This is a genomic window from Cellvibrio sp., from assembly GCF_046347455.1.
Classification (GTDB): domain Bacteria; phylum Pseudomonadota; class Gammaproteobacteria; order Pseudomonadales; family Cellvibrionaceae; genus Cellvibrio.
This window is the reverse complement of sequence record NZ_JAXMGC010000002.1, coordinates 434634-458752: the sequence shown is the minus strand read 5'-3', so window position 1 is coordinate 458752 and position 24119 is coordinate 434634. Positions and strand designations below refer to the sequence as shown.

The 24119-nt window shown below is 43.3% G+C and carries 20 protein-coding genes and 1 tRNA gene; 6 read left to right on the top strand and 15 right to left on the bottom strand.

Translation table 11 applies throughout. The annotated features are described in order from the left end of the window. Nucleotides 1-55: 55 nt before the first annotated feature. The gene (locus tag U1F02_RS05865; protein WP_409989432.1) at nt 56-1582 is read right to left on the bottom strand and encodes an alpha/beta hydrolase; all 1527 of its coding nucleotides are present in this window, start codon (nt 1580-1582) and stop codon (nt 56-58) included. A 200-nt stretch (nt 1583-1782) separates the two neighbouring features. Here U1F02_RS05865 and U1F02_RS05860 point away from each other — a divergent pair, with 200 nt between their 5' ends. After that, entirely contained in the window at nt 1783-2670 is an 888-nt protein-coding gene (locus U1F02_RS05860) for a diguanylate cyclase (RefSeq protein ID WP_409989431.1), read from the top strand. A gap of 72 nt (nt 2671-2742) precedes the next feature. On the opposite strand, the gene U1F02_RS05855 is transcribed toward U1F02_RS05860, so the two are convergent. Then, complete coding sequence (locus tag U1F02_RS05855) at nt 2743-4107, bottom strand: Gfo/Idh/MocA family protein (RefSeq protein WP_409989430.1); 1365 nt, start codon at nt 4105-4107, stop codon at nt 2743-2745. 804 nt (nt 4108-4911) lie between these two features. Between U1F02_RS05855 and U1F02_RS05850 the strand changes: the two genes are divergently transcribed. The 4 genes from U1F02_RS05850 to U1F02_RS05835 all read left to right on the top strand — a co-directional run bounded on the left by U1F02_RS05850 (nt 4912) and on the right by U1F02_RS05835 (nt 8017). Continuing rightward, on the top strand, nt 4912-6147 hold the full coding sequence (locus U1F02_RS05850) for a tyrosine-type recombinase/integrase (RefSeq protein WP_409989429.1): 1236 nt from the start codon (nt 4912-4914) through the stop codon (nt 6145-6147). 83 nt (nt 6148-6230) lie between these two features. Further along, nucleotides 6231-6965: a HipA family kinase gene (locus U1F02_RS05845; RefSeq protein WP_409989428.1), complete on the top strand. Its 735-nt coding sequence runs from the start codon at nt 6231-6233 to the stop codon at nt 6963-6965. Then, nucleotides 6962-7774 carry a DUF3037 domain-containing protein gene (locus U1F02_RS05840; protein ID WP_409989427.1) on the top strand — a complete coding sequence of 271 codons (813 nt, stop codon included), beginning with the start codon at nt 6962-6964 and terminating at the stop codon, nt 7772-7774. The genes U1F02_RS05845 and U1F02_RS05840 overlap by 4 nt, the downstream gene beginning before the upstream one ends. Nucleotides 7775-7840: 66 nt before the next feature. Then, nucleotides 7841-8017 (top strand): hypothetical protein, encoded by a 177-nt coding sequence (locus U1F02_RS05835; RefSeq protein ID WP_409989426.1) that lies wholly within the window; start codon nt 7841-7843, stop codon nt 8015-8017. Here U1F02_RS05835 and U1F02_RS05830 read toward each other — a convergent pair. The 11 genes from U1F02_RS05830 to U1F02_RS05780 form a co-directional block, all read right to left on the bottom strand. Next, nucleotides 8014-8355, bottom strand: a complete 342-nt coding sequence (locus tag U1F02_RS05830) for a hypothetical protein (RefSeq protein ID WP_409989425.1) — start codon at nt 8353-8355, stop codon at nt 8014-8016. The genes U1F02_RS05835 and U1F02_RS05830 overlap by 4 nt on opposite strands. Before the next feature lie 16 nt (nt 8356-8371). After that, entirely contained in the window at nt 8372-8572 is a 201-nt protein-coding gene (locus tag U1F02_RS05825) for a hypothetical protein (protein ID WP_409989424.1), read from the bottom strand. Further along, entirely contained in the window at nt 8572-11607 is a 3036-nt protein-coding gene (locus tag U1F02_RS05820; protein ID WP_409989423.1) for a type III restriction-modification system endonuclease, read from the bottom strand. The genes U1F02_RS05825 and U1F02_RS05820 overlap by 1 nt, the downstream gene beginning before the upstream one ends. Before the next feature lie 14 nt (nt 11608-11621). After that, nucleotides 11622-13703: a site-specific DNA-methyltransferase gene (locus U1F02_RS05815; RefSeq protein ID WP_409989422.1), complete on the bottom strand. Its 2082-nt coding sequence runs from the start codon at nt 13701-13703 to the stop codon at nt 11622-11624. Between the two features lie 50 nt (nt 13704-13753). Beyond that, nucleotides 13754-14935 (bottom strand): Fic family protein, encoded by a 1182-nt coding sequence (locus U1F02_RS05810; RefSeq protein ID WP_409989421.1) that lies wholly within the window; start codon nt 14933-14935, stop codon nt 13754-13756. A 183-nt stretch (nt 14936-15118) separates the two neighbouring features. Continuing rightward, nucleotides 15119-15811: a DUF4391 domain-containing protein gene (locus tag U1F02_RS05805; RefSeq protein WP_409989420.1), complete on the bottom strand. Its 693-nt coding sequence runs from the start codon at nt 15809-15811 to the stop codon at nt 15119-15121. 3 nt (nt 15812-15814) lie between these two features. After that, nucleotides 15815-19096: a helicase-related protein gene (locus U1F02_RS05800; RefSeq protein WP_409989419.1), complete on the bottom strand. Its 3282-nt coding sequence runs from the start codon at nt 19094-19096 to the stop codon at nt 15815-15817. Nucleotides 19097-19227: 131 nt separating this feature from the next. Further along, nucleotides 19228-19566, bottom strand: coding sequence for a plasmid mobilization protein (locus tag U1F02_RS05795; protein WP_409989418.1), 339 nt, complete (start codon nt 19564-19566; stop codon nt 19228-19230). 129 nt (nt 19567-19695) lie between these two features. Beyond that, a complete protein-coding gene (locus tag U1F02_RS05790; protein ID WP_409989417.1) occupies nt 19696-19863 on the bottom strand; it encodes a hypothetical protein in 168 nt (55 codons plus the stop codon). A 372-nt stretch (nt 19864-20235) separates the two neighbouring features. After that, nucleotides 20236-21039, bottom strand: a complete 804-nt coding sequence (locus tag U1F02_RS05785) for a replication protein RepA (protein ID WP_409989416.1) — start codon at nt 21037-21039, stop codon at nt 20236-20238. Then, nucleotides 21032-21235, bottom strand: a complete 204-nt coding sequence (locus U1F02_RS05780) for a helix-turn-helix domain-containing protein (RefSeq protein WP_409989415.1) — start codon at nt 21233-21235, stop codon at nt 21032-21034. Before U1F02_RS05780 ends, U1F02_RS05785 begins: the two co-directional genes overlap by 8 nt. Before the next feature lie 81 nt (nt 21236-21316). Here U1F02_RS05780 and U1F02_RS05775 point away from each other — a divergent pair, with 81 nt between their 5' ends. Further along, nucleotides 21317-22333, top strand: a complete 1017-nt coding sequence (locus U1F02_RS05775) for a hypothetical protein (RefSeq protein ID WP_409989414.1) — start codon at nt 21317-21319, stop codon at nt 22331-22333. A 71-nt stretch (nt 22334-22404) separates the two neighbouring features. On the opposite strand, the gene U1F02_RS05770 is transcribed toward U1F02_RS05775, so the two are convergent. Next, nucleotides 22405-22480 (bottom strand) — tRNA-Ala (locus U1F02_RS05770). Between the two features lie 117 nt (nt 22481-22597). After that, a complete protein-coding gene (gene gltX, locus U1F02_RS05765; protein ID WP_409989413.1) occupies nt 22598-24109 on the bottom strand; it encodes a glutamate--tRNA ligase in 1512 nt (503 codons plus the stop codon). Between the last annotated feature and the right edge of the window lie 10 nt (nt 24110-24119).

Genomic DNA, 24119 nt, shown 5'->3' with positions numbered 1-24119 from the left:
GGGCCATAAAATCGCGTGCGATTATAATCTTAAAAAGTGCGCAGCAGGCTTACATTTAATAAAGCTTGTCGATCAACGCATCAAACGCTAGCGGCCCCATTTCATCATGAGTTACACGGAATTCTTGATTCGAAATACTGAAATTAGTGTAACGTCGGCTGAGATAACGTTGTGCAAATTCATTTACAAACCAGCCATTACCTTGAGGTGTTGCAGCCAAGAGCACATTTAGCGGCAAAGAGTTGTTCGATTTATACCGAGCTTCTTCGGCGGCAATAATAGCGGTAGTCACACCAAACATAGATCCATCAATCAAGATATAATTTTTAAAATAGGCGGCACCAACCGGCTCAACGCTCAGCAAATAAGCGCCTAACAATCCGCCGGCGGATACACCCACAAAAGTACGCTCCGAATTTGTTCGGTAGGTAGATTCAATAAGTGGAATAAATTCTTCTTTTAAAAATTTGGTGTAAAGCGGGCTTCCCTCCGGTAGAAAATCTTTCATCCTTCGATCTTTCGGGCCTTCGTCGATTGCAACCATAATTACATCTTTAGATTTTTTATCGAGTAAATAGGCGAAGTCTGTATACCATTGTCCATCCGTAGCATAGATGACAGGATAATTTTTCCCGGACGTTTGATAGTCGGGAGGAAGGTAAACCTCATACCCATAGGTTATTTTTGTATTAGAAGACGTAATGGTTGATGCACCCACAAAACGTCCTTTCATTGCGAATTTATCGATAGGTGTAAATTTTATCGTGTCAAAATCACCTGTCGCGTTAGCTTTTCCATCGCCAATATCCAAAGTAAATGTGCCGGACGTGAGCGTATCGAAGCGTAGATTAAGCTTGAAAGTATGCTTTGTTATTGCATATACGCCCCTTAACTCAAGCGAAAAATTATCACTGGCATTTACGGAATAATTAGCGTCAAGCTTCGCCGGCGATAAATTCGAGGGCTCAACAAGCACTGCATTATTTTTTTGAAAACTCAATTTAAAACGCTCGCCCACCACAGGACTCTCTTCGGGTTCCAACATAGAAGACGCTGTTTTAAAGTTCAAATGAAATGCGGTGTTAATAATGCTTTCCGGTGTAAGAGAAAAGCTTTTATTTTCGAGCGTGAAATTTCCACTACGAAATAAACTTTGCACGCCATCAAAACCGGTATAGGTTTCTTGGAATGTACCGGATGATTTATCGTTAAAGGCTAACTTAATCGCGTAGGTATCACCGCCTTTGGTAGTGGTTACCCAAGCAGCCGAGCCATTTTTTATAAAGCTATAGCCGTAGATTGAGGGAAGAGTTCTTCCGTCCAATGAATGAACAACCAGTCTTTGGTTGTCGAAGGTAAGAATAGTTTTATCAACCGATGCTGTTTTCACACCTGTTAATAACTCCTGTATTTCGGTATCAACGAGCGTGATTTTGGTATCAACGAGAGTCGCAGGAACAATGGAATCGACAATTGGTGAGGTAGAGCTTGCGTTCTGATTGGTCGGGCTTTGCGATCCACCACCGCCTCCACAGGCAGCTAGCAAAAGAGCCAACGCGATAGACACCATCCTTTTAAACATAGTCATCCTCCTATTCTTGTGATTAAGCCTTCCTAAAGTGCCAATATCCTGGCTGAGGCTGATCTTACGCACTTGCAATGACCAAGTCATCCTCCCAGGCCGGCAAGCTTTAATTGGCCATATAAGCTGAAAAATGCGCCATGCATTTATTCTATTTTGAGCTAAAGTTAGGGGAGCAATTCCAAATAAGGTAAAAACGAATGACCCGCTTCTCTGATTTCACCCGCCGTCTAACCAAACTCAGCGTGTTGGGACTCTTTTTCGGCTTACTTATCACTCCCTTATCGTCCTACGCCAAACCCCTACGCATGGTCGCGGGAGACGGAAGCATCCCTACCTACGCAAAGGGGCTACTCAAACTGGCGCTATCGAAAATCCCTGAAAAGTATGAATGGGACGATACAACCCCCACCAATACGGAAGCCCGGATTACACAGATGGTGGTGGAAAACCAACTCGATATTTGTTGGTACGCAACCACAAATGACTTTGAAGAGCGCATGTTGCCTATCAGAATTCCGATGTACCGCGGCTTACTTGGTTACCGAATTTTGATGATAAAAAAGGGGACGCAATCAAAGTTTGATGGCATTAAAACCATAGATGACCTCAAGCGTGTATCACTCGGGTCAGGTCGTTTTTGGGCAGATACGGATGTGCTCACTGCCAACAACCTGAACGTTGTAAAAGTGCTCAAATACGAAGGCATGTTTTTCATGTTAGATGGCGGCCGTTTTGATGCTTTTCCGCGTGGAGCGCATGAGCCTTGGTCGGAAATGAAACGATATCCACAACTCGATTTGGACGTAGAAAAAAATATACTTATGGTTTACCCAAACCCGTTCTATTTCTTCGTCAACAAAAATAATACCGAACTCGCCAGAAATGTTGAGAAAGGCTTGCGTATCGCCATTGAAGACGGCAGCTTTGAACAATATTTTATGAACGACCCAACAGTGAAGGATGTAATCGCAAATGCAAATTTGAAGAATCGCACCGTGATTAAATTACAAAATCCAACCTTACCAAAAAATACTCCGCTAGATGATAAGAGTTTGTGGTTTGATCCGTTTTCGCTGGAAAAATAATTCGTTTTTTGAATAAAAAAGCCGCGTGTAAAGCGCGGCTTTTTTATTGGTTTAAATTTGTGAAAACAGTGGCTAAACCAATCTCATAGCAATTGGATCCCAATTGATAATCTTTTGCTCAAACAAACTCTTGTTTGTTGAAAGTGCAGCCGCTGCAGCACGGAAACCAAATTCAGCATTTTCTTTTACTTTTCCATCCGTGCGAATCGCGTTATAAAAATTGGAATGATGATCGAAATGGTCGCTGTAACCTGCGGGCGCTTTCCATTCCATGCGGCTCGTTTCTTTTTGTGTTGATTGTCCCGCGTAGTATTTTTCGTACCATCTCACAAACTCCTCCTGACTCTTTTTATCAAAGGTGCTGTAAGTATCCCAACCATCAAACCCCGGTGCTTGCGGCATTTTATTGCGAATCACTTCAACAGAGCTACCACGCACAATCATTTTTCCTTCGGTACCCACCAGCGCGATTTGTTCGCCACCACCGCCACCATCAATAAAGTTCACACGCACTTGTAAATTAAATGCGGGGTGCTCTTTAGTTTCAGGGTAATCATAAACACCGGTAATAATATCGGGCACATCGCGCCCGTCTTTCCAATAGCGCAAACCACCGGATGCATAAATACGCGTTGGCCCCAAAGCATTGGTAATTAAATGCAAGCCAGAAAATAAATGTACAAACAAATCGCCCGCTATACCTGTGCCGTAATCCTGATAATTACGCCAGCGAAAAAATCTCACCGGGTCAAAATCGTGTGGCGGTGCATCACCTTGAAAACGCTTCCAATCAACTGTTTTAGGTGACGCATCGCGAGGAATAGAATATTGCCAAGCACCATTCGCGGATTGGCGATCCCAAAAAGCTTCCGCCAAGACTAATTGACCAATTGCACCCGCCTCATAAAACTCTTTCGCTTTTAAATAAGTTGCAGAGCTAACACGCTGGCTACCTATTTGGCATACGCGACCCGTTTGGTTTTGCACATCAATCATTGGCAAGCCTTGTTCAAGCTTGTGAACCATCGGCTTTTCACAATAAACAGCCTTACCTTTTTTCATTGCCGCCATGGCAATTTTGTCGTGCCAATGATCACTGGTAGAAATGATTACCGCATCAATGGATTTGTTATCCAAAATGTCTTCAAAATGCGCTGTGGTGTGCAACTGCTTTCCGTAAATTTCTTTCGCACGCTTAAGTCGACCCGTATAAAGATCGCAAGCAGCAACCAGCTTTACACCCGGCACAGTCACGGTAGTCGCACAATTTTTAAGACCCATAATGCCAACACCAATTGCAGCAACTTGGATATTATCGTTGGCCGATTTTTGGATATTCGCAAATGCAGATCGCGGTAAAGTGGCTGCTAACACAGCAGCGCCCGAAAGCGTTTTAAGAAATAGCCGACGTGAATTGTTATTATCATTTTCGTTCATGGAGATCCCCTTTTTCTTGCTAACTATTTGTGTGATAGCGTGACAGAAACCCCGATATCACGGTGAGATGGGACAACGGCTCGAGTATAAATAGGAGGTGGTGTTGATACTACCGGATAAGCATTTCTTAACAGGACGAAATTGTGTTGGAGATTTAAATCTTGGACATACTGCAATTAATATATGGGATTCGTGATCCTCGCGAAGCCGGGATCCAGCTTTTAGCTCTGAAAGAAAGCTGTGACAAGAAAAATTAAAAAAGTAGTGAATGGGGATTTAAAAAATATCGAGGAAATAAATCAGCAAGGCCTAAAAAATGGCTTTTGAATTTAACATGGACTTAAATTGTGTAGCGATCACCAAGCGGGATGCATTCGGCGCATCCATGCGCCTCACCCTTCGGGCAGCTTCGCTGTGCAAAACGGCTGTCCTGAATTAGTCACTCAACGCTTCCTGCGTCTCGCCCTGAGGGCAGCATCCGCTGTGCTAATTTGCTCCAGGCAAATTAGTGAACCGAGCTAAAGAACGAGCCCGCTTAAGAGCCAGCGAAGCCGAAAATGAAAAACCCCGTATGCCTTAAGGCATACGGGGTTTTTCATTTTAATTTGGTGGAGCTAAGCGGGATCGAACCGCTGACCTCAACACTGCCAGAGCCCTCAAGCCCAAATAATGTTACCTCACGATATGTCACACAATGTAACTATCTTATTGATTACAAAGGATTTTTATTGATTTAAATTTAATGGGTAGTAATCTGGCATCACGTTAAATCTCACTGAAAACTAACCCAGAACTAACCCCGATATGAAAAATTCAGTTAAATTTTCGAAGGATTGGCTGGTCAAATTGACCGCAACAAAGCCAGAAAAAAGAATCGAGTTCAAGGATACTGATAATAAATATCTACGTGCAATACACCACCCTAGCGGTATGGTGAAGCTGTGCGTTTATAAATGCCCTAGAGGGCAAGATAAAGCTGCCAGGGTTACTATCCCGATTTCCGTCAACGAAGCAATGCCGTCCATTCAAACCGTTCGAGCAGAAGCAAACAAGATCATTGTACAGCTCGACGCCGGAGTTAATCCAAATCAGGTAAAGCTCAAGAAGAACTCAAAAGTGACTCTTCAAGAGGCCTTGGATAATTACTTAGAATCTTCATGTAATATGCCTGAAGTAAAAACTCATTGTCGCAGAAGCGTAGAGAAATACCTTGCGGATTACCTCGATAAGCCCTTAGCCGACCTGTGCACACCGATTCGCCTACTTAAGGCTCACAGAGACATTAAGAACGGCATACTGGCTAGAAATGAAGCCAAGCGTATTTCTGGTGAAGGCGGCATAGGCGCTAACGAGGTTATGAAAAAACTGCGCCGCATTCTTAACTTCAATCGTGCACTTGATCGAAGCCAGATGCTACCTAGTTGGCCTACAGAAGACCTGGGTAAGTCTGGCCTCAAAATGTGGCTAGAACAAAAGCCAAGAACTAGGCGCGTCCATAAAGAAGAGTTACCGGCATTCTGGGCTGCGGTAGAAGGGCTACAATGCCCATTGCAGCGCGACTTGTTCAAATTTTTATTACTAACAGGTTGCCGCTCCGCTGAAGCCCGAAAACTGCGCCAAGAGGACGTAAACTTTCACCGGTGGACGATCACGTTTAAAAATACGAAAAACGGCTTAGACCATACCCTACCGCTTACAGAAACATTAAAAGACATAATCCTAAATCGGCTAAGCCAGACTGAGGATGGGCGACTGTTTCCTCTATTCGACCCCAAAGCCATCACAAAACATATTAAGCGCGCCAGCGGCCTGCAAATTAGCCCCCATGATCTACGCAGAACATTTGCCGGTATCGCTGAGGCAGCCGGTATAGGCTCCACAATGAAAAAGGATCTGCTTAACCACCTATCAGGGCGAGATGTGACTGATGACTATACCGGCTATACGGACTCCGACGACTTAAGAGATGCCCTAGAACGGATCGAGGCTAAGTTGATGAGTTTTGTGAATCGGGTAGCCCCTACACGTAGCGCCGCCTAGAAAAACATGGATAAAATCGAACCTATCAAATAGGATGCAAGCTGGAAAAACAGCATAAATAACGAAGACTAAAGGGATGCTGGATGACAGAAGGCAGAACCGTTCAAATTATTGAAATCACTAAGCTGGCATCGCAGGGGCGCTCAGAACCATATTTATGTGTGGGAGACGATAGACTTAACTATTACGTGAAAGGTCGCCAATCAGGTTCTACAACGCCAATCTATGAATGGATTTGCGGGCACCTTGCCAAAGCCCTAGCCCTACCCGTACCGAACTTTTACCTCGCTGAGGTTTCGAAAGACCTGTTAGATGTAACATCGCCCGAGTTACGTTCAATAGGTGCCTGTATAGGATTTGCATCCCAAGAAGTGCCGCTGGCTTGCTGGTTTGAGGAAGCCAACATCGAGAAAGTTGACGATGACCTTAAACGCAAGATTCTGGTTTTTGACTGGTGGATACGAAACGAAGATAGGAACAAGCAAAACCCCAATCTTTTGTGGGACAGTGCAAATCAACGTGTTGCAGTTATTGACCATAACTTAGCGTTTGATACAGAATTCCACCCCGATAATTTCAAGGAGTACCATCTCTTTGGGCATCATTGGAATAATATTTCGTCAGATATGGTCAATAGACTAGCTATTCAAAAGCAGTTAGAAGCAGCACTTCCAGCGTTCGATGTAGCGCTAAAGAACATGCCAGAAGAATGGTTGTGGATTGACGCAGAAAAAACGCTTCCTACTACACTAGATATAGACCGGCTGAGAAATCAGCTTTTACGTTGCCAAACTGAAGACTTTTGGAGGGCAGAATGAAAAAATTTGCATGTCGCTATGCCCTTATCCAGTTTATGCCCTACAGCGAAACAGGTGAGTTTGCCAATATTGGTGTGCTACTTGTATGCCCTCAAACAGGCCATTGGATATACAAGCTCGAAACTCAAAAGCATAAACGCTATACCGATTTCTTTAATGAATTAACTCATGCCGTATATCGCGATGCAGTACATACCATCGAAGCTGAATTAAAACGTCTGCAAAAAGTAAATATCAACTTCACTCCAGATAGCCTGTTGAACGCATTTAATATTGCAGTTCACCCGCGTGAGGCAATTATTAGATTCAGCGAACCAAGAGGCCGCCTAACCGATAACCCAGAACAAGAGCTGGCTACTATTTTTAATCATTATGTAGAGTTTGGTTTTTTGCGTAATGAAAGCCCAGAGCAAAAGCTAGTTAAGCGAATTTACGAGTTGGTTAAAACCTTTGAGTTAAAAGCACCATTTAAAGAGGAGCATATTGGTGACCCCAATATCGTATCTCTTCAGCTGCCTTTAGTTCAGGTTATTAACGAGAAGCCCGTAAAAGCAATTAAACCCTTGTATTTAGGCCAGGCTAAAATTAACGATATCTACAGCCATGGTGAACAATGGGAAGGTAAGCTCAAACGCCTTAGAAATAAGATTGGGTGGGAAGGTCAACTTTTAATTACGGTAGATGGTTTATCTGAAAAGCTCGAAATTAGAAAAGCTCAAGACGAGATGATCAAAGAACTAACGCAATACCAAGTAACTATAGAAAGTGCAAACGCTGAAGACAAACTAAAAGAGTTCTGCATCCATTAACACCTGCACTAAGCCTGTTTTCAGGCTTAGTGACTTTCCGGCATTAATAAACCTTGAGTTAACAACATGGATATTTCAAAACTTAATGTTTGGGATTCCTCAAGCCACCTTAAAACAGATCAAGATATAGCGCTGTATTTGGAAACCTGTATTGAAGAAGCTGGGGACGACTCAGTTTTTATGACCAAAGCTTTTGACAAAGCTGAGCACGCCAGAAAAACAAACGCACAGGCCAAGGCTTAAATATCACCGGCCTTAATACGCACCAACGCTTGTTGAGTTGCAGTCTCTGCCGTTATGTTTCCCAATATGTAATCTTCCGTTAACTCATGAAACCATTGTGGTGCATCTGCCGCACTCATACCTTCTAGGTTATGAATTGCTTCTACTTGCTCAACAAATTCGCGGCGCTTAGCAATGGCACGCAAGTGTGCTGAGCTTGCGAGCGCATCCGCTTCACTCATGGCAGTTTCCACAAATGCACCAACGGTAATAGCTTCTTCGGGAGACATTTCAACGATATGCCCCTGAAATGCCTTATCCAATTTTTCTGACGCTGATTTCGCGATTCTACTATCCATTTCAATCTCCTAAACGTTAAGTTTGAGTAGTAACTGTGGATAATCTAGCTTGTTTAATAATAGCTTCTTGCTGCTTACTCACGCTCTCCAACACTCGCAAATAAACTCGCTTTTTCTCTTGCGATGATGCATTACGAAAGAACTCAGAAAAAGGAGTAGACACCAAAATTTCATTCACTTTAGTTAAATTCATATTAGCGTCTACTCGATTAATCATTAACTCACCATTTGCAATAGGGTTGTGTAGTTATCTATGACTTCATAACGCACGTTGTTATCTACAAGCTTATCGTTTAACTCAAGAAAAAACTTCTTGGCGCAATCTGTTTTGTATTCCTCTATTTTCCGCAAGTCCATGGATGACATGGAGCCTTTTGTTTCGGCAATAAAATAAATGTGTTTTATTTTATTTTCATCAAACGCTATTGCCCAGTCAGGGTTGTAGTCGCCTACAGGTGTGGGAATTGAGAAGCCTTTAGGAAGCTTAGCGTAAACGATGACCTCATTTCCTGTGTCTAGCTCGGTCACGAAGTCACGTTCGTTTTTAGAATCTGTAATAACATAATCATAAATATGGCGCTGAAGCTTATCACCCGCCTTGGTGAAGTCTTGCCCTACCTGTGCAGCGGTGAATATATCTGTGCTGTAACATTGATCCGTAAGGCTGTAAGTTAAATGCTCAACAATCACCGTGGCCTTTTGCTCATTGATAATGCGCGATGCTTCCGCAATAAAGTGTTCAGGATTATATTTAAACTGCGCAAATATATGGTTATGCAGAGCCTTTAATATTTCAGCGACGGTTGAGCGCTTTAACTTTGTGTACTCACCGATTTTACCAATCAAGTCATAACTTACCGATGTATGCACTGCATTTTGGTAGGTTTCAGTTTCAGACTCACCCACTTTAAACGCATCACCTTTTTGCAATTGCTCATAGGTAGTGTCTGAACGCTGCACACCACGGTGCACTGTATACTGCAATTTCTCCACAAAAGGCTTTTCATTAAGTGCCGCTACACATTTACCTACTAACTCGCCGGTATCGAATTGAACCGTATAAACTGCTTTTCGGTTAATACGGTTCCATAGCGCCTGGAATTCCTTTTTATCAAAATTTGCGTTGCGTGGGTTTTGTTTAGGGCGACGGCCATCATCTGGCGTTGGCAAGCTGCCTTGACTGAATACACTATCAATTAAATTGAAAATGGATTCTGCGTAGGGCTTTAATTCAACTGGCAATGAGGCCAGTGCCTGCTCCTTTTTAGCTTGGTGATAAGCCTCGCTAATTGAGTCATCAGCATCATTTATATAGTCATTCTTAAGCAGATATTTGTAAATTTGGCGAGCTATGGCTGGTGTTACAACTACATCACCATTCAGCGTATTAAGCACCTTGCCTTTAAAATACTCCTCATTCGCTTTACGTGGGCGCTCCGTCAATTCTTTTAATATTTCACTTTGCAGCGCCGTTACAAACTCTTTATAGCTTTCGCTTGCCACTACGGTGAGCAAATTAATATCGTGAACAGTAGCAGGGTTATCCATACGTTCGCCGTGTTGGTTTACGGCCAAACGTAAACCGCGCCCTACTTCTTGGCGGCGCGTGGTGGTGTTGTCGCTGTGTTTAAGCGTACAGATTACAAACACATTGGGATTGTCCCAACCTTCTCGCAAAGCGGAGTGCGAGAATATAAAGCGTGTAGGTTCTTCAAATGACAACAAGCGCTCTTTATCCTTGAGGATTAAATCATAAGCATCCACGTCGTCAGTTTCAGTGGATTTTTTGCCAGTGGCGGGGTCTACTAAACGCTTTGATTTTTTGTCAATAGAGAAATAACCGTTATGGGTTTTTTCTGCCGCAATTTCCTTTAAGTAACGATTGTAAGGTGTATCCTCCAACGTAAGAATTTCATTCAGGTGTTGGTTATATTCCTCTTCAAAGATTCTGGCGTAATCACCTTTTTCATCGGGCGATGAATAATCACGGTATTTGGCAACTTCGTCGATAAAAAACAGCGACAGCACTTTTATGCCTTGACCAAATAACTGCTGCTCTTTTTCAAAATGGGCTTTAATAGTTTCGCGGATTTGAATGCGGCGCAGCTCTTGCTCGTGCACATCGCCTGTTGCATCGCCCACATAGAGTTCTACACCGTTGGTGAAAGTCACCACATCGGTATTGGCGTTAATGTCGCTAATCACAAAACCTTGGTATTGCTCTAAATGGTTGGATTCATCAAATAGATTAGTACCCTTGCTGAGCTTGCGGGTGATGCGCTTAATGCCGTTGTTTTGTTTTATTTCAAATTCCAAGCGCGCTAAGGGCGGCTTGGTGGATGAGATTTCAATACCTTCAAAATATAAATACGCATTAGTACCCGTAAGGCCGCGAATAGAAATACCGCGCACGGCAATTTTCTTTACCAGTTTTTGGTTGTAGGCATCCAACGCATCTAACCGGTAGACCTTGTTGTATTCGGTCTTGTGAGTAGCTGAATAACGCAAAATAAAGAGCGGGTTGAAATTGGCAAAAGACGCGAGTGTTTTTGCACCCTCCATTTTTTGTGGTTCATCCAAAATTAAAATAGGCCTATTTTTTGCGATAACATCAATGGGGCGACGAGTTTGAAAATCGTCTAACTCTTCATAAATGCGGCGGTTATCTGCACCTGTGGCATTGAACGCTTGCACGTTAATCACCATCACTTGAATATCGGCAGATGATGAAAAGCTTTCCAACTCATGTAGCTGCTTGGAGTTGTAAATAAACGCACGGGCTTTCTTTTTATAAATTTCGGAAAAATGTTCAGCCGTAATATCCAGTGATTTATACACGCCTTCGCGAATGGCAATGCTGGGCACCACAATAATAAATTTACTCCACCCGTATTGTGCATTTAGCTCAAAAATGCTTTTTAAATAGCAGTAGGTTTTACCGGTGCCGGTTTCCATTTCGATATCTAGGTTGATATTGGAAACCTTATCTTTTTTCAGCTCGGTAGATTGGGGCAAGTTTTGCTGGCGCTGTAACTGCTGAATATTGGTGAGCACTTGGGTTAGTGGAATGTGAAGCTCTGCATTTTTAAACCCCTCTTCACTGGAAAGGCTTGGCGTTTGGCCTGCTTTTACTTTTCCCAAATCTATGCGATAGCGCGTAGCAGGGTCATTGGGTAATTGACCTTTAAAACAGTCAATCACCGCTTGTACAGCGGCTGCTTGGTAGGCTTGGTGTTTAAATTGTAATTTCATTTACGCGCTAATCCTTAAAGGGTTTTCACCTTGGTAATGGGCGATAACAATTTAAACACTTGCTCCACATTGATTTTGGCGCTGTCGTCTTTAAAACCGGCATCGCGGAATACAGCGCGCACGGGTTGGTGTTTGGCGAGTTCTTTTACGAAGTCGTCATCAATGGTGCCTTGCTTATCAAAGCAGGCGACTAGCGCATTTTTGTCTACAAAAAATACGGTTTTGTTGGCGATGGTTTCGCGGCGAATGGGTAGGGTTAAATCCACGCCCCAATCGAGCATCACTTGAAATAATAAATCTTCTTCGGTGCGGTCTGGCTTTAGGTTATCCACTTGGGTGAATAAATCTTCTTGGCTCTTGGCAGCGGGGTTGTAATAGACCTCGGCCATATTGGAAGTGTCGATTTTTAGTACGCGAAAGCCTATATCCAGATTTTCAATGCCTTCTTTATCGGCGTTTTCTTCTTTGATTTTTTTACCGGCGCGACGGATACGTTCTTTGCTAATCTCTGTAATCACTAACGGCAAAGAAATTTCTTTATAGAAGCTGATGGCGCCCGCATACTTCTTGTTATTTTCCTTTATCACCTCTGGATATTGAATAGCAATAAATTTTCTGACCCCCATGTCAATCGAATTTCTATCAATTACAGCATGTGGAAAAGATGAAGATCCAGAAAAAAAATCAACAAAAATTCCATCACTGCCACTATATAAATTTATGCAAGTTTTCAACAAATCAATTGGTTTTTTTCCGTCAGGAAATGGAATGCCGCCCTCTTTTCCAACATTATTGTAGTCAAAGTTTTGCCACAACGTCCCAAGCTTTTCCTTCTTTACAATCCCATCTTTCGATTTTTCTGCAACATCGTACAACCATATTACTCGGCGAACAGTATTGCTTATATATGTATGCTTCACTCTTTGATTCTTATCTTTCCCCGAACGAGGAACATATTCAACTTCAAGGATCTCGTCATCATTCAAATTCCCAACAGCAGAAATTACTCTTTCGCGAATGCTTGTTTGGGCATTAGTATCAGAGAATATCGCATCAAAATATTTATCATACGCATCTTTTTCAGAGACTCCCTCCTCTTTGCAGACTTTGTTTATAGTAGTTCTTTTCACCCCTGACCTTTTATATATATCAATAGGATTTCCATCACCATCTTTTATGGTCTTAAAAAAAACTCTCTCATCGGCACCGATAAGAATACTTGTATATTTCCAGCTTTCCCCCTCATCTCGCATCTCATCAATAACATCGACAAGAAGTCTTTCAGTATACAAATGCGATAATGTATTAAATTCAAAAAATGATTTTGCATATATCACAATATATTCAATATTCTTTTTTAGTCGTTTATCCTCACCGCCACCAGAAGCACCCGCAGAAACTTTTGCCAAAACACTTATCGTATTTATGTAGTTTTCTTTACCGAAAACTTCACTCATCACCAAATTTAAATTATTGAGCTCCGCATCGCTTATTGAGATACAAATTACACCGTCGTTCGAAAGTAAATTTTTAGCCAGTCGCAATCTAGAATAGATCATGGTCAACCAATCCGAATGAAAACGGCCATTCGCTTCGGTGTTTGCTACCAATTTATTACCTTCATTATCTTTTTCATTCGAGCGCAATTTGTATTCTTCAGCATCCTCCGCAAAATCATCCTCATAAATAAAATCATTACCCGTGTTATACGGCGGGTCGATATAAATCATTTTGACTTTGCCAAGGTAAGTCTCTTGCAATAATTTCAGTGCATCTAAATTATCACCTTCAATAAATAAATTTTTCGTGGTATCAAAATCCACACTTTCTTCACGGCAGGGGCGCAGGGTTTTGGCGATGGGCGCATTGGCAGTGAGCAGCGCCTCGCGCTTGCCGGGCCAATTTAATTGGTAGCGTTCTTGTGGGCCTTCTACAATTTGCGCGCTGAGCTCTTGTTTTAATAAATCAAAATCAATGGCTTTTTGTAACTCGCCCTTATCATTGCGGCTTTCTGTTACGCAATTGGGGAACAGCTCAGCAATTTTGGCAATGTTTTGGTCTACAAAATTGGGGCTGTGCATTTTTAATTTTTCCATGATGTTCTCATTCATTGAATTTGGGTGGCCTGTGAGCGTTAAACACGCCATTAATTAAATGGGGTAATTTCTGTGCCTTCGGCCAAAATATCCACATAGTTTTTATAAATGTACTTACGATTGCGCTTACCTTGGCTAATTTGCTGCACTATGCCCAGTTGCTCTGCCAAGGCAATTATTTTGTTGGCGGTACTGAAAGACACACTGAGTTCTTGCTCTATATCTTTTACTTGCACCACTGGTTGTTGCAGCATTAAGCGAATAAAACCTATACCTTGGCTACCCGCACCGGCGGCCACCATGGAGTCTATATCGGTGCGCTCTAACAACTGCACACGGCGCGTGGTGTCTATTACCATTTGGCAAACCACTTCTATGCCTTCTAAAAAAAAGGCAATCCACTTTTCATAGGTGCCGTGCGTTCGCACTTGTTGCAAGCGGTCGTAATATTCTTGTTGGTGAATTTTTAAGTAGGCACTCAAATAGAGAATGGGCTGATCCAAAATACCTTTGCTGACAAGGTAAAGCGTTATGAGCAAACGCCCTACGCGACCATTACCATCGTTAAAGGGGTGCAAGGTTTCAAATTGATAATGCAGCAACGCGCATTGCACCAGCGGCGGCATATCGTTGTGCAGGTTCATGTATTGCTCAAAATCGCCCAACAGCTGCGGCAACTCACTCGCCGGTGGCGGTACAAAACGCGCATTGGCGGGGCTGGTTCCACCCACCCAATTTTGCATGGTACGGAACTCACCTGGCGTGAGGTTTGCGCTGCCGCCGCGAACATCGTCCATGAGAATCTGGTGCATTTCTTTAATCAGCCGTAGGCAAAGCGGTAAGTCATCCTCCTTCAGGCGCTTTAGGCCGTGGCGCGCGGCGCGCACGTAGTTGAGAACCTCGCCGACATCTTTGGTGGGCGGGTGTTCTTCTTCAGCGCCGAGTACATCCACAAGGGATGATTGTGTGCCTTCAATTTGTGAGCTGAGTAAGGCTTCCTTCTGAATAAACATGCCTGTTAGCAGCTCTGGGTTGGGCAATACGCTGATCACCATATTGAGCGCGCCTAGGGCGCGGTCTGCCGCTGACAGTTGTAGCTGCAAAGGCCCCGTTAGGGCGATAACCGGCTCCGGCGGTAGGCTTTGCGGAAAAAACGCCTTGTAGCCGCTGGTGGTTTTGCGGAAGTAACCGCTGCGGTTGTCGCTATTTTCGTTGATGTTTATGTCTTGCATGATATGGCGCAGCCTCTAGGGCACTTGTTATAGAAAGATAAAATATAATTAGCCAATCTACCGCCATATTTCAAAAAAAACAAACATGGGTGTGTGCAAGACCCTTTTATTATTCATTTCAAACCTAGGGCACGCAAAAAGCCCCCCCCAATATGGGACTCATCAGTACCATATTGGGGGCGATTAACCAGCTAGTAGCTCCAGCTGTGATTTAAGCTGGTTTATTTGCCGATTAATGTCTATCTGGCGATTGAACTGTTTTTCTCTCACTAGCTGAGCAGTTAGGCTTTCTAAGGCTTTGGTCAGGCTACGCGCTTGGCTTAAGCGTTCCATTTGCGCCTGCAGGGTTTCACTAGGCTTTGCTGGCTCGGTAACAACGCTTCGCAACAGCTGCTCATATAACCCCTGCATATTGATGGCTATAGGCAAGGTCTGCGCCGCCGCTAGTGCGTTAGCTACATTTAACCAAGGTGTTGCAAAATAGGTTTCTACTACCCAACTATTTGAATCTGCCTCACTTGGGCGTTTATAAGCCATGCAGAACTTTACTTGCTCGCCAGCAAATAGCCGGTAGTAGAGCGGCATACTAATCGCTTTATCGATGACTTTTAGTAGCGAGTCATCTAACTCCGTTGGCGCAATATTATCTTTCAACCACACGTCAAAAATTTGAATTTCTGCCACTTGTTTGGTTGCAGGAAGATTGATAGTTTCTGGCGCCAATTTGTATTGCCATACAATCTTTTCAATTTGCTGAATGAATTTTTGCTTTACCGCCACTGACGGGCTGGCGTATTGATAGATTTTTTCCTTGGCAACTTTTTTGCCGTAGAGCGCCTTTGCAGGAAACGCAAATGAAGTAGCACTTGATTGCATGTGCTAACCCTTCACTACCAGAAAACTAATTAACTCAAAATCATCTAGCCCGCGAATAGTATTGGTTAGCGCCGTAGTACGCATACCCGTGAAAAGGCTATCAATGTCTTTTTCTTCTTTAAGTTCAATCATGCTGGCAATGGCGGAGTCTAATAAATCAGAATAAAACTCCATACGCTTACCATCTTGCGTGGCAAGGTTAAAGGGTCTGTAAGCCGCTTCTATAGGCTGGTTTTTCCCCTTGCACGCAGCACGCACTTTATCGAGCAATTGTTTTACATGAAGTTGATTTGCAATTATTTCGCCTTCATCACTAATGTAAATGAGGTAGTAAGGGTGCAAACGATTTTGCTGATTGATGTTGACACTGTTGTTGCGGTTGCGCAGCGTAAAAATAACACCTGGTGCCAAACCGCGTTGCGCATCCGCAGGGACTACCGCATGAAGGCCATTAGGTGCGCTGGAGATATCGGGATTTATCTTCAAGTAATTGAGCAAATCCATGCGAAAATCATTCAGGCCTAAATCGGTAATGGAAATGCCCGTTTTTAGCTCTTCCATTTCGATGACCTCATCTTGCAAGCGGCGTAATTGCTCACGGCGATAAGAGACATCGTTAGATTGTGTGTTGAGCACGTTATCATCGCCGGTTGCGCTGATATCTGAAATCACCATGCGATTTTCTACGCGCTCTTTCAAATTAATATATTCATCTAGCGTGATATCCGGCCAGTAGTTCACAAGTTGAATATGTTTGTTGCGCGAACCAATGCGATCTATACGGCCAAAACGCTGAATAATACGCACGGGGTTCCAGTGGATATCGTAATTGATGAGGTAATCGCAATCCTGCAGGTTTTGCCCTTCAGATATACAGTCAGTACCAATCAAAATATCTAGCTCACCAAGCTCTTTAGGCAATATCGCCGCTTTTTCTTTTGAGCGCGGCGAAAATAAGGTTAACAAACTTTGAAAATCATAAGCTTTGCTGAGCGTTGACTTTGGTGTACTACTACCTGTGACAATACCGGTATGGAGCTTTCTGTGATTTAAAAAATAATGAGAGAGTTGTTCATATAAATAATTGGCGGTATCGGCAAACGCCGTAAAAATTAATACTTTTCTATTGCCGGCATTAATTGGCGATGCCAATTTACTTTCTATTTGGGTTTTAAGGTGCTGGAGTTTGGTGTCGTCGGCTGGGCTAACTTTTTGCATTTCATTGAGCAATTCTTCAATGATCCATAAATCAGCACTTAGGTCATGTTCCCAGCGTACTAAATCCATATCCGCTAGATTGATTTGGATTTTTCCGCCAGTTGAGAATGCCTCATCAATATCGGGCATTTCGTCTTCATCAAACTCAATATTGTTAAAGCCACTGGCAATGTCTTCAATTTCAATATTGGCTGCTGTTGCGTCACCTTGCTGCTGAAAGCTGATAATACTTTGTAAGGTACGTTGGTGGTTATCACGCAAACCTTCAAGCGTTAAACGGAATGAATGCACTGAACTTTCTAAACGCTTGAGCAAGTTGATTGTCATTAAGCGCTTAAGGCTCTTTTCTCTATCTACCTGTTTTAGTTTTGCGCCGCCGGTACTGACATCAGTATCATACCGCGCTTCATATTTTGCTAAGCGACTGGCGAGGATGTAACTCACAGGGGCATATACAGCGAGATTAAGCAGGGTTAAGCGATTGAAGATTTCGTTAAAGCCAATAACATCATTACGGTTAGTTAACGCGCAATGCACGGAAATAGGCTTTAATCGCTCAGGAAAATTTCCTATATCTTTGGTGTCATAAAAGGTTTGTATGTGCTTGCGTGAGCGCGCAATGGTTACACTGTCTAACAATTGAAAAAAATCAAAATCTAGCGATTCTAAAATGGTCGCGGCAGTGCGCTCTTCTGGCGGCAACTCTGACCATTCATTAAACACTTTCTGCGCCCGTTTAAAAATTTCTTCAATGCTGCGGGTTGTGCCAATTTTGGTTTGCAGCTTTTCAGACTCCCCCTCATAAGCCAAGGCAAGTTGGTTGCGCAAATCGTTGAAGCGGTTATTGACCGGCGTTGCTGACAACATAAGTACTTTAGTTTTAACACCCGCGCGAATCACATTATTCATTAATTTTTGATAGCGCGTTTCCGTTTCTTTATAGGCGTCGTTATTGCGGAAGTTATGCGACTCGTCAATTACAACTAAATCGTAGTTGCCCCAATTCACTCTATTAAGGGTGATACCTAAAGATTCACCTGAATTTCGTTGTAAATCCGTATGGCAAAGAACATCGTAACTAAAACGATCTTTTACAAAGGGATTGGTAACATAATTGCCGTTGTAGTTAGTCCAGTTTTCTGCCAGCTTTTTGGGGCAAAGCACCAATACAGATTTATTGCGCAGCTCGTAATATTTAATGACCGCAAGAGCACTAAAGGTTTTACCTAAACCCACGCTATCGGCCAAAATACACCCGTTGTAGGTTTCTAGTTTATTAATAATCCCCGTTGCTGCATCTTTTTGGTAATTGAATAACTTGCTCCAAATCAGCGAATCTTTATAGCCAGTTAAATCGTTGGGCAAAACATCTTCTGATAAGTCCTCCAAGAACTCATTAAAAATGTTGTAGAGCATTAAAAAATAGATTTTCTCGGGAGAGTTTTCTTGGTAAACGCTGGCGATGTGGTTAATTAATCGTTGGGTCACATCATCGAGCTTATCTGCATCATTCCAAATTTGGTCGAATAAATTGAGATAATTTGCAGAGAATGCGGAATCACTTATTTTATTGACATAGTTTGATATGGCATCACCTTGCTGATATCCAAGATCCACAGCAGTAAATCCATGAAGAGGTATATAAGCCGCATCGTGCTGCTCAGACTTAATGCACGCAAATGGCTGCATGGCCGCTTTCGTCTTGTTGGAGCGGAAGAGTGCTTTACGCGAGATCCAATCAGCGCACTCTTTTGCGATAGCCTTTTGGGTCAACTTGTTCTTTAACTGGATCTCGAATTCACTTCCGTAAAAACTCCGCTCACGCTCCGCCCTGGGAATATGAAATTCACGCTGCTCCTTCTTGATCCGATCAGTAACCTCATTCTCTACAAAGGTGGGAGAAGTAAATATGAATTCGAAAGAATCAATTTTTTCCAGTTCTTCTTTTAGCGCCTCATAGGCATAAATAGAAAAGCAAGAAGCTGCTATCTTAAGCTTTGCGCCAGGATTCAAGCTGGCTTTAAGGTTATCGCCAAGCAAGCTATTGATGTTGTCTATTAATTCCATTTGGACACTCGTTATATGCTGGAATAGTCATGTGAACCGAGTCACAACCAAACCCGCAATATAACATTAGATAATCCCGTCACATACAACATCACATTACATTGAAAAAAACGCTTAATTTTCAACCAAAACTATTCCTTTAACTTTTGGGCTATAGCCCACAAATCTCCTTGCGTGACAGAAATTTCATCTAAAAGACTTTCGAGCTGACGATCTAATTCTGGCGTACGCCGTTCTTGGTTGGTTAGCAGCATTTTCAGTAATCCCCCTAACCGCCCCATACCCCCATTTACCTTTGCGAGCTCAAGCATATGGAATACATCAAGCTTACTTTGGGGAACATAACCAACACCTAAGGTACGCAGGTATCTAGAACAGCTCATACAGGTTGCCTTTGCGTGTTGGTCAATTAAAGCCTTTTCTTCTGGCGTCACCCATACACGTAAAGCGTGTTCTCTGGTATCGGTCATTGTAATTCTCCTAGGCGGTAGCCGTTTGTTTGAAATTTATGAGCACGAAAGTGCAAATAATCAAGGTGAAATAGCCAAATCAGCTCGCTGAAGTAGGCCTAGTTCACACATCTTGCCCTAAAAAATAATTCACTTTACTTCTTTTTGTTTCACTGTTTTTTTACAGCTTTTTGCAAGATTTTTTAATGATAGAAAATTAGATTTAGTGATGTTGAGTGACAAAAAAATCAGCCGGATATTTTTAACAGTTACTTCACTTTGCTTCTTTTTACTTCCTTTTACTTCAATTTGCTTCACTCACATTTCTTTCATAATTAGATCACTTAACTTGAACTTCAAATTTTTCGATATACCGAAATAATTACCTTAATTTTTTGGCTTTTTTAGTTATTCGACTTATCAACAAGCCCTACAGGTGCTCTGAAATATCTATAGGTATATATAGGTAACTATAGGTATCTATAGGGGGCTAAAAATCGCGAAAAATTCTTTTTTAAAATCATATACTTACAGCGAAATTTTTCGCTACCGGTTACCATTTATGCGCAAAAAGGTTACTGTTTATGCGCACCAGGGTTACCATTTATGCGCACGGCGGTTACCATTTATGCGTACATTGAGTTTTTACGGTTACCATTTATGCGCACCGCTTTACCATCACTAACAGGCTTATCCACAACTGCTAAGCACATGTGTTTTTGATGGATGTAGGTAAAGACCTTGCTTAGCAGAACATTGTGCAATTAACTCTGGATAAACGCTTTTCACTCGTTGCAAGTGCTTGGTAAATGCTTTTTCAAAATGCCATTGCTTTGCGTAGTCAGTGCCAAATTGCTTTTGCAAATCTGCCCAGGAAATCACACATGGTTTTGTTAATCGGTAAACCCTGTAGGTGAGCCAAAGGTAAATATCCAGAGCCAATGGAGACTGACGTAACTCACGGATTGCGCGCACATCAATTGGAAATGCTGATTTCGTTATATCGTAAAAAAATGCACTTGATAGATGTAAAAAACTTTCCTGCAGCTGATCGCCCGACCACCAAAGCGCTGAGTGATCTGCAAGACGCATCCCGCACTCTTGATCCAGATTTTCACTATGCTCACTAATACTAATTGTGCATTGCAGTAAGCTACGCATTTGCTTTCTGAGACGGCCAATAGAACCGTTTTTCCCACCTGTAGATTGAATACCCAGTTCTTTTAAAAAAGCTCTACAGGAGTCACCCAACTTGATTTCACGCTGACCAGCGATTTTTGCTTGAGTCGTTATCCATATCACTAACAAGCGTGGGATAACACCATAAGGCAACCCCACACGTGATGGAGCCAGAATACTAAGAGTGTGACGACCATTGCGGCGAACAAACTCCGTTCCATTTACCTCACGATGAGGCAAAGTAGCGACCACTAGTGCGACCGGTGCATAAACGATATAAGGATTTCGTGTGCGCTTACAGCTCAAACTAAACATGCGTTTGCTGCCCTTGCTCGCACCGCAAGCGTTCACCCATCCATTGGTTAAACTTATCTTCTGGAAAAAGGAGACGACGACCAACTTTCACCGAGGGTGGCATAGGATCGTGCCGACTCATGCGATTGCGAGCCGTGCCCGGTGCCATGTGTAGGCGCTGACTGATTTCATCGAGGGTTAGATAGCGGGTGGTCATAGTGCCTCCTGTGCTGTTGTGTTGGAGACACATTACCGCTTGTGAGGCCAAGTTTTATTCTGTTAAATTCTGTTTTTTACCATGAAAAACAGAATTAAGATGAAAAATACGCCAAAAATAATAAATCCTCTGCGAACTCGTGTTTTTACGCGTTACTTACAACTGGATCTATTAGGTACTTCTCGTACTACTCCTTGCGCTGAAGATTGTAGAAATGCCTTAATTGAACGAGGCCTAGATTCATCCAAACTCTCAGAATCCACTTGGGGGGCTTGGTGGCACGGCCAAAGAACTATCAACCCGACCAATCGGGCAGAATTAAATGCGGTTACTCAAAACCTGGCATCCAAATGGTTGGAGCCTTGTTTAGTTAACAATCGCCTAGCCTGTCATATCTGCTGCTTTGACTTGCCTGTCATAGTAGCCAGAGAAGGGATAGAAAAAGCCATTTCACGGGCATGGGAAATTCTCAGAGAAGTGCATAAAGGCTGGGCAGTTACCCCTCACGGCGAGATACGAATACAAAACAGTACTGAGCGTGAACGAGAGGATGTATTCATCCACAGGGGATTTTCACCAAAATCTGTTTCTATTCCAAAGCTGCAACCCATTACGCTCGATAAAGCCAAGCAAACTGAACTCATTACTCCGGCACACAAAAAAACGGTTCCACTTTACGAACCACTAAACCCTAGCAGCATTGTTCTTTTTCTATTGAATTACGGACTACAAGCTTGGGACTCTGAGCCAGGTCTCGCAGAGTCTTTGGCGATAGATTTAACAACAGCAATGCACGCCTTGGTTTTTATAATTTTTGCCAACCAAATAGTTCCTTCTACCAGTGGGGAGATTGGGAAGATTGCAGTGGCTTTGTTTGACTTTTGGCACAACGACCAGGAATTCAATTTTGCCGACAAATGGGCACTGTTCCATGCACTGAGCGGTAAAACTCGCCGCTTCGATTTGAGTCCACTGGTCGAACTACGCCAGTCCTACCGCAATACTATGAAACTGACTGGACTAAGTGTTACCGAGCTGAGTAAGTTGGCAACAGATACTTTGCGAGCAATCCCACAAAAAAAACTAACCCAAAACTAACCCAGAAATGCAAAAAGGCCGACTCTTCCGAGTCGGCCTTTTTGTTTTTTCTTTGAAAATCAAAGAGTTATTGGTGGAGCTAAGCGGGATCGAACCGCTGACCTCAACACTGCCAGTGTTGCGCTCTCCCAGCTGAGCTATAGCCCCAAAATTCTTTGGGCTTCGTCCTGAAGCGGGGCGCATTGTATGCAGCGGTTTGGGGAGTGTCAAGGAAAAGATCCTTGGCCAGCTCCCGTTTTTCGAGGTTTATCAAATGCTTAAGGATTAACCCTCGCTAGGGGTTTCGGCCGCTTCTCCGAGCTTGGCGTAAATCTTATCCAGCTCTTTTTGCTTGTTCTTACCAAATCCCCCTAAGGCATTCACCGCGTGACGCAAACGCGCGCGGCTCATATCGGGGCCGATAATTTGCATAGAGTCCACCACAGAGAAAGATGCTGTTGTACCGGCAATGGCAACAAAAATGGGCGCAAGTGCATCTTTAAGTTTGATACCCATTTGATCAGCGAGCAGTTTAAGCTCGTTGAAAATAGTATCGCGCTCCCAGAAGCGCAAGGCTTCCATACGCCACAGGGCAAACTGCAAATACTCTTTTTGCTTTTCAATATCGAGCTTATTAGCGGCGAAACTGGCTTCATTGATATTCAACATGCCAGACACCAAAAAGCTGGCCAAGGGTGCAAAATCACTCAGCGTATTCATGCGCGATTGTGCGTGCGGCAAGGCTTGCAGCAGCATCTCTTTATTGAACGCCCATTTGTGAATCCGCTCCGCAAGTTGTTCGATGGTGAAGTTTTCGCGAATCCACAAACTGTTTAGCCAGCTGAGTTTTTCTACGTCGAAAATCGGGCCACCTAAAGATACGCGGTTTAGATCGAAGTGAGCCTGCATTTCTTGCAATGTAAATTTTTCGCGCTCGTCTGGCATTGACCAACCCATGCGACCAAGGTAATTCAACATGGCTTCGGGCAAATAACCCATTTGTTTGTAATAGAGAATGCTAGTTGGGTTTTTGCGTTTGCTGAGCTTGGATTTATCCGGGTTGCGCAGCAATGGCAAATGGCAGAGCACAGGCGCTTTCCAGCCAAAGTATTCATAGAGTTTGAGGTGCTTAGGTGCTGAGCTGATCCACTCTTCACCGCGAATCACGTGGGTGATTTGCATAAGGTGATCGTCAACCACGTTAGCTAAATGGTAGGTTGGCATGCCGTCGGCTTTGAGCAAAACCTGCATGTCCACTTGCGCCCATTCAATTTCGATTTTGCCGCGCAGCATGTCATCAATTTCGCACACGCCTTCTTCGGGCAACTTCATACGAATCACGTAGGGCTCGCCAGCATTGAGCTTGGCCTGTACTTCTTCAGCAGACAGTTTTAAACCGCGACCATCATATTTTGGCGTTTCGCCTTTGGCCATTTGCTCGCGGCGCATCTCTTCCAGTTCTTCTGCCGTGGCGAAGCAATAGAAAGCATGGCCTTTTTCAACCAGTTCCATGGCGTATTTGCCGTAAATATCCATACGTTCGCTTTGACGATAAGGGCCGTGTGGGCCGCCAACGTCTGGGCCTTCGTCCCAATCCAACCCTAACCAGCGCAGGCTATCCAAAATCGCTTGTTCGGATTCGGGCGTGCTACGGGTTTGATCGGTATCTTCAATACGCAACAGGAATTTACCGCCGTGCTGGCGGGCAAAACACAGGTTGAAGAGAGCGATGTAAGCGGTGCCTACGTGCGGGTCGCCGGTGGGTGATGGGGCAATACGGGTACGAACTTCAGACATGGAATGGCCT

Excerpts from the sequence above, each read along its gene's own strand:
- U1F02_RS05865 (WP_409989432.1), bottom strand. The coding sequence starts at position 1,582 with ATGTTTAAAAGGATGGTGTCTATCGCGTTGGCTCTTTTGCTAGCTGCC.
- U1F02_RS05860 (WP_409989431.1), top strand. The coding sequence starts at position 1,783 with ATGACCCGCTTCTCTGATTTCACCCGCCGTCTAACCAAACTCAGCGTG.
- U1F02_RS05855 (WP_409989430.1), bottom strand. The coding sequence starts at position 4,107 with ATGAACGAAAATGATAATAACAATTCACGTCGGCTATTTCTTAAAACG.
- U1F02_RS05850 (WP_409989429.1), top strand. The coding sequence starts at position 4,912 with ATGAAAAATTCAGTTAAATTTTCGAAGGATTGGCTGGTCAAATTGACC.
- U1F02_RS05845 (WP_409989428.1), top strand. The coding sequence starts at position 6,231 with ATGACAGAAGGCAGAACCGTTCAAATTATTGAAATCACTAAGCTGGCA.
- U1F02_RS05840 (WP_409989427.1), top strand. The coding sequence starts at position 6,962 with ATGAAAAAATTTGCATGTCGCTATGCCCTTATCCAGTTTATGCCCTAC.
- U1F02_RS05835 (WP_409989426.1), top strand. The coding sequence starts at position 7,841 with ATGGATATTTCAAAACTTAATGTTTGGGATTCCTCAAGCCACCTTAAA.
- U1F02_RS05830 (WP_409989425.1), bottom strand. The coding sequence starts at position 8,355 with ATGGATAGTAGAATCGCGAAATCAGCGTCAGAAAAATTGGATAAGGCA.
- U1F02_RS05825 (WP_409989424.1), bottom strand. The coding sequence starts at position 8,572 with ATGATTAATCGAGTAGACGCTAATATGAATTTAACTAAAGTGAATGAA.
- U1F02_RS05820 (WP_409989423.1), bottom strand. The coding sequence starts at position 11,607 with ATGAAATTACAATTTAAACACCAAGCCTACCAAGCAGCCGCTGTACAA.
- U1F02_RS05815 (WP_409989422.1), bottom strand. The coding sequence starts at position 13,703 with ATGGAAAAATTAAAAATGCACAGCCCCAATTTTGTAGACCAAAACATT.
- U1F02_RS05810 (WP_409989421.1), bottom strand. The coding sequence starts at position 14,935 with ATGCAAGACATAAACATCAACGAAAATAGCGACAACCGCAGCGGTTAC.
- U1F02_RS05805 (WP_409989420.1), bottom strand. The coding sequence starts at position 15,811 with ATGCAATCAAGTGCTACTTCATTTGCGTTTCCTGCAAAGGCGCTCTAC.
- U1F02_RS05800 (WP_409989419.1), bottom strand. The coding sequence starts at position 19,096 with ATGGAATTAATAGACAACATCAATAGCTTGCTTGGCGATAACCTTAAA.
- U1F02_RS05795 (WP_409989418.1), bottom strand. The coding sequence starts at position 19,566 with ATGACCGATACCAGAGAACACGCTTTACGTGTATGGGTGACGCCAGAA.
- U1F02_RS05785 (WP_409989416.1), bottom strand. The coding sequence starts at position 21,039 with ATGTTTAGTTTGAGCTGTAAGCGCACACGAAATCCTTATATCGTTTAT.
- U1F02_RS05780 (WP_409989415.1), bottom strand. The coding sequence starts at position 21,235 with ATGACCACCCGCTATCTAACCCTCGATGAAATCAGTCAGCGCCTACAC.
- U1F02_RS05775 (WP_409989414.1), top strand. The coding sequence starts at position 21,317 with ATGAAAAACAGAATTAAGATGAAAAATACGCCAAAAATAATAAATCCT.
- gltX (WP_409989413.1), bottom strand. The coding sequence starts at position 24,109 with ATGTCTGAAGTTCGTACCCGTATTGCCCCATCACCCACCGGCGACCCG.